Source organism: Paracoccus sp. (in: a-proteobacteria), assembly GCF_030536915.1.
Classification (GTDB): Bacteria; Pseudomonadota; Alphaproteobacteria; order Rhodobacterales; family Rhodobacteraceae; genus Paracoccus.
Genome location: NZ_JAUNPC010000145.1, coordinates 1 through 3,909 on the forward strand (window position 1 = coordinate 1; position 3,909 = coordinate 3,909).

The 3,909-nt window shown below is 69.7% G+C and carries 4 protein-coding genes and 1 pseudogene; 4 read left to right on the forward strand and 1 reads right to left on the reverse strand.

The window, feature by feature from the left end; genetic code table 11:
* Positions 1-135: 135 nt before the first annotated feature.
* Positions 136-1,020: a LysR family transcriptional regulator gene (locus Q4F04_RS14815; protein WP_303370568.1), complete on the reverse strand. Its 885-nt coding sequence runs from the start codon at positions 1,018-1,020 to the stop codon at positions 136-138.
* A 201-nt stretch (positions 1,021-1,221) separates the two neighbouring features.
* Between Q4F04_RS14815 and Q4F04_RS14820 the strand changes: the two genes are divergently transcribed.
* The 4 genes and pseudogenes from Q4F04_RS14820 to Q4F04_RS14835 form a co-directional block, all read left to right on the forward strand.
* Positions 1,222-1,443 (forward strand): heavy-metal-associated domain-containing protein, encoded by a 222-nt coding sequence (locus tag Q4F04_RS14820; protein ID WP_303370569.1) that lies wholly within the window; start codon positions 1,222-1,224, stop codon positions 1,441-1,443.
* Between the two features lie 71 nt (positions 1,444-1,514).
* Positions 1,515-3,461: a cation-translocating P-type ATPase gene (locus Q4F04_RS14825; protein ID WP_303370570.1), complete on the forward strand. Its 1,947-nt coding sequence runs from the start codon at positions 1,515-1,517 to the stop codon at positions 3,459-3,461.
* Positions 3,462-3,528: 67 nt separating this feature from the next.
* Positions 3,529-3,585, forward strand: a pseudogene (locus tag Q4F04_RS14830) (hypothetical protein); the annotation flags it as partial.
* Positions 3,586-3,706: 121 nt separating this feature from the next.
* Positions 3,707-3,909: heavy metal-binding domain-containing protein (locus tag Q4F04_RS14835; protein ID WP_303370571.1), on the forward strand; the 203-nt coding region annotated here is incomplete at its 3' end.

Sequence of the window (3,909 nt, forward strand, 5' to 3'; positions counted from 1 at the left end):
CCCGGCCATGCTCCGATTCACGAGCTTCCTTCGCGGCGCGGGCATGCCGCTGCGATTTCTGTCCGCTCGGGATAACCAGGGGAACCCTGCTCAGGTCGGAACGCTCAGACACATCGCGGTCGCTCACGCCCCGCTTCAGGCGGCGCCCTCGAGCAGCGGCGCCTCCTGCGCCAGCGCCTCGGCCATGAAGTCGAGGAAGGCGCGGATGCGCGCGGTCCGGCGCAGGTCCTCGTGGGTCAGCAGCCAAAGGTCGAGCGTGAAGCTCTCGGGCAGCGGCGCGACCCGCGTCAACCCGGGATCGAGGTCCGCAATCCCGCACGGCAGGGTGGCGAGGCCGAGGCCGGCCTTGGCCGCGGCGATGGCGGCCGCCACCGAGTTGACGCGGAAGGCGGGACGCGCATTGGGCAGGAACTCGGCGAAGGCGCGCACGAGCGGTGCGTGTTCGGCGTTAAAGCCGATCCATGGCTGCTCGGCCAGCGGCTCCCTGGTCTCGGCTGCCTCGGGGGCGCCATACACGGCGAAGGCCAGCCGTCCCGCGCGGCGGCCGAAGAGCGTCTCCGGCGGCTGATTGCCGACCCGCAGCGCCACGTCGGCCTCGCGCCGGGTCAGGTTCAGGGTGGCGTTGCCGACGGTCAGTTCGATCTCGATGCCCGGATAGGCGCGGCGGAAGGCCAGCAGGTGCCGCGGCAGCAGGCCCTGCGCCAGCATGTCCACGGTGGTGATCCGCACCACCCCGCTCAGGCGCAGATCCTGTCCCGTAACCCGGCGGTCGAGGGCCGCGATCTCTTCCTCGACCCTCAGGGCGCTCTCCTGCATCGCCTCGCCCGCCGCGGTCAGGGCGTAGCCGTTCGGCAGCCGGTCGAAGAGGCGCACGCCAAGGGCTTCCTCAAACGCGCCGATGCGGCGGAAGACGGTCGAATGGTTCACGCCGATCTCCCGCGCGGCCCCCGACAGCGTGCCTGCGCGCGCCACCGCGAGAAACAGCCGCAGGTCGTCCCAGTTGTCGATCCGTGCATCCATGCAATGCCGCCTTTCGGATTTGGCGGATCGCTCCGCCGTGGCGTGCAACATAGCTGGCGGTGGAAGCAATGGCCAAGGCGACGGCTGTGCGTTGCTGCAAGCGCAGCTTTCGGGTTTCCCCAATCGCAACCTCGGACGGAAGTCATAGGTCATTGGCTGAAGGTAGGGACGAGCCCCGCCGAATGTCGAAAGGAAACGACCATGACCCAGAAAACCGTTCTTCGCAGTGACGAACTGTCCTGCCCGTCCTGCGTGCCTAAGATCGAGAAGGCCCTGCGTGGTCTGCCCGGCGTCGAAAAAGCCGAAGTCCGCTTCAACACCGGCAGGATCGAGGTCGAGCACGACCCCGCGCAGTCGGACGTCGATGCGCTGGTGCAGGCGATCCGCGGCACCGGCTACGAGGCGCGCCCCTCGGCCTTCTGACCGCATCCCGACCCCCGCCGCGCCATAGCTCGGCGCGGCGGTCTGCTGTCTGGATGAGAAGGATGAATGAGATGGAACGACTATCTGCAAACATGAAGGCCGCCTTCGCGCACCCGGCGCGGCGGCGCCTGTGGCTGACCGCCGGCAGCGGCATGCTGATCGCGGCCGGGCTGATCGCGCGTTACGGCTTCGGCATGATCGACCTGTGGTCCGGGCTGATGGTGGCCGCGGCGCTGTTGGCCGGCTCGGACATCGCTGTTCGGGCCTGGCGCGCGCTGAAGGTCAGGCATCTGAGCATCGAGCTGCTGGTCACGATCGCCGCCGCGGGTGCGCTGGTGATCGGCGAATACTGGGAGGCGGCCGCCGTCACCTTCCTCTTCATGCTCGGTGCCTGGCTGGAGATGCGGACCATGGGCCAGACCCGCGGCGCGCTGAAGGAACTGCTCGACGCCGCACCCGCCACCGCGACGGTGCTGCGCGAGGGCGAACCCATCGAGATCCCGGCCCACACGGTTCAGTTGGGTGAAACCGTGCTGGTCAAGGCCGGCCAGCGCATCCCGGTGGACGGCGAAGTGACCGAGGGCACCGCCGCAGTCAGCGAGGCCGCCATCACCGGCGAGCCGATGCCCGCCGAGAAGGCGCCGGGTTCGCGCGTCCATGCCGGGACCATCGCCGAGAACGGGTTGCTGCGCATTCGCGCCACCAATGTCGGCGCCGACACCACGCTCGCCCGCATCATCCAGCGCGTCGAGGAGGCGCAGGAGGAGAAAGCCCCCAGCCAGCGGATGATCGAGCGCTTCGCGCAATGGTATACGCCTGCGATCATCGGGCTCGCAGTCGTGGCGTTCGCCTTCACGCAGGACATCCGGCTGGCGCTGACGCTGCTGGTGGTCGGCTGCCCCGGAGCGCTGGTGATCTCGACGCCCGTGTCCATCGTCGCCGGGATCGGCCGGGCCGCGCGCAGCGGCATCCTGATCAAGGGCGGCCAGCACCTGGAAAGCGCGGGCCGGATCGACACGATCGCGCTCGACAAGACCGGGACGCTGACCGAAGGCAAGCCGCGTCTGGCAAGCGTGATCGCGCTGGACGGCACGGAAGACAAGTTGCTGCGGCTTGCCGCGACCGCCGAGGCCGGCTCGGACCACCCGCTCGGCCGCCCCATCGTCGAGGCCGGTCGCAAGCAGGGGCCGCTGCCCACGCCCGAGACGCTGGACGAGCACGCCGGCATGGGCATCAGCGCGCGCATCGACGGGCGCGAGGTCGCCGCCGGCAACCGCCGCCTGATGGAGAAGCTCGGCATCCCCCTGGGCGCGGATGGCGAGGCCGGGCTGGATCGGCTGCTCTCGGCCGGGCAGACACCGATCCTGGTGGCGGCGGACGGGCGGCTGATCGGGCTGCTGGGCATGTCCGACATGGCCCGCGAGGGCGCCCGCGAAGCCATCGCCCGGCTGCGCGACATCGGCATCAAGCGCGTCGCGATGCTGACCGGCGACCAGCACGGCGCGGCCGAAGCCATCGCCCGCGAGGTCGGCATCGACGAGGTCCATGCCGGGCTGATGCCCGAGGACAAGCTGGAGCTGATCCGCCAGATGAAGGCCGACGGCGCCCATGTCGCCATGGTCGGCGACGGCATCAACGACGCCCCGGCGCTGGCGGCCGCCGACACCAGCATCGCCATGGGCGCGGCGGGCAGCGACGTGGCCATCGAGACCGCCGACATCGCGCTCCTGAAGGACGACCTGGGCAAGATCCCGGAGGCGATGGCGATCTCGCGCGCGACGCTGGGCAACATGCGCCAGAACCTCGTGATCGCGCTTCTGACGGTGGCCGGGCTGCTTGCCGGCGTCTTCAGCGGGCATGTCCACATGGCCGGCGGGATGCTCGTGCACCAGCTCTCGGTGCTGATCGTGATCGCCAACGGCATGCGGCTGCTGCGGGTGCCGGCAAGATACCGGCCGGGCCCCAGCCGCAAGGGACGAGCGGCTACCGGGTCAGCGACCGCCCCCGCCCGAAGCTGAGCGACAGCTCAAGCCACGAGTCCCCGCGCTGATGCGCGGGGCTATTGTCAAGGACCCGGTCTGCGGCATGAGGGTCGCCCGCCATACGACGCAGCATTGGGCCGAGCACGCCGGCCGACCCTGGCACTTCTGTCCAGCGGGTTGCCGCGCGAAGTTCCTGGCCGAGCCGGAGCGTTATCTCGATCCGGCGGTGGCGGTTGCAGCAGCCGAGTCGGCGCTCGAAGGAACGATCTACACCTGCCCCTATGCACCCCAATATTCGGCAGGTCGCGCCGGGGTCGTGCCCGATCTGCGGCATGGCATTGGAGCCGGTTCTGGTCAGCCTAGAGGCGGAGCCCGATCTCGAACTGATCGACATGCGGCGCCGGTTCTGGATCGGCCTTGTGCAGGCAGTTCCGTTGAGCGTGCTGAAGATGGGCGGGCACTTCCTCGGTCTGGACCGCTACAT

What these genes read in the sequence shown, in the direction of transcription:
- Q4F04_RS14815 (WP_303370568.1), bottom strand. Translation starts at nt 1,020, where the DNA reads ATGGATGCACGGATCGACAACTGGGACGACCTGCGGCTGTTTCTCGCG.
- Q4F04_RS14820 (WP_303370569.1), top strand. Translation starts at nt 1,222, where the DNA reads ATGACCCAGAAAACCGTTCTTCGCAGTGACGAACTGTCCTGCCCGTCC.
- Q4F04_RS14825 (WP_303370570.1), top strand. Translation starts at nt 1,515, where the DNA reads ATGGAACGACTATCTGCAAACATGAAGGCCGCCTTCGCGCACCCGGCG.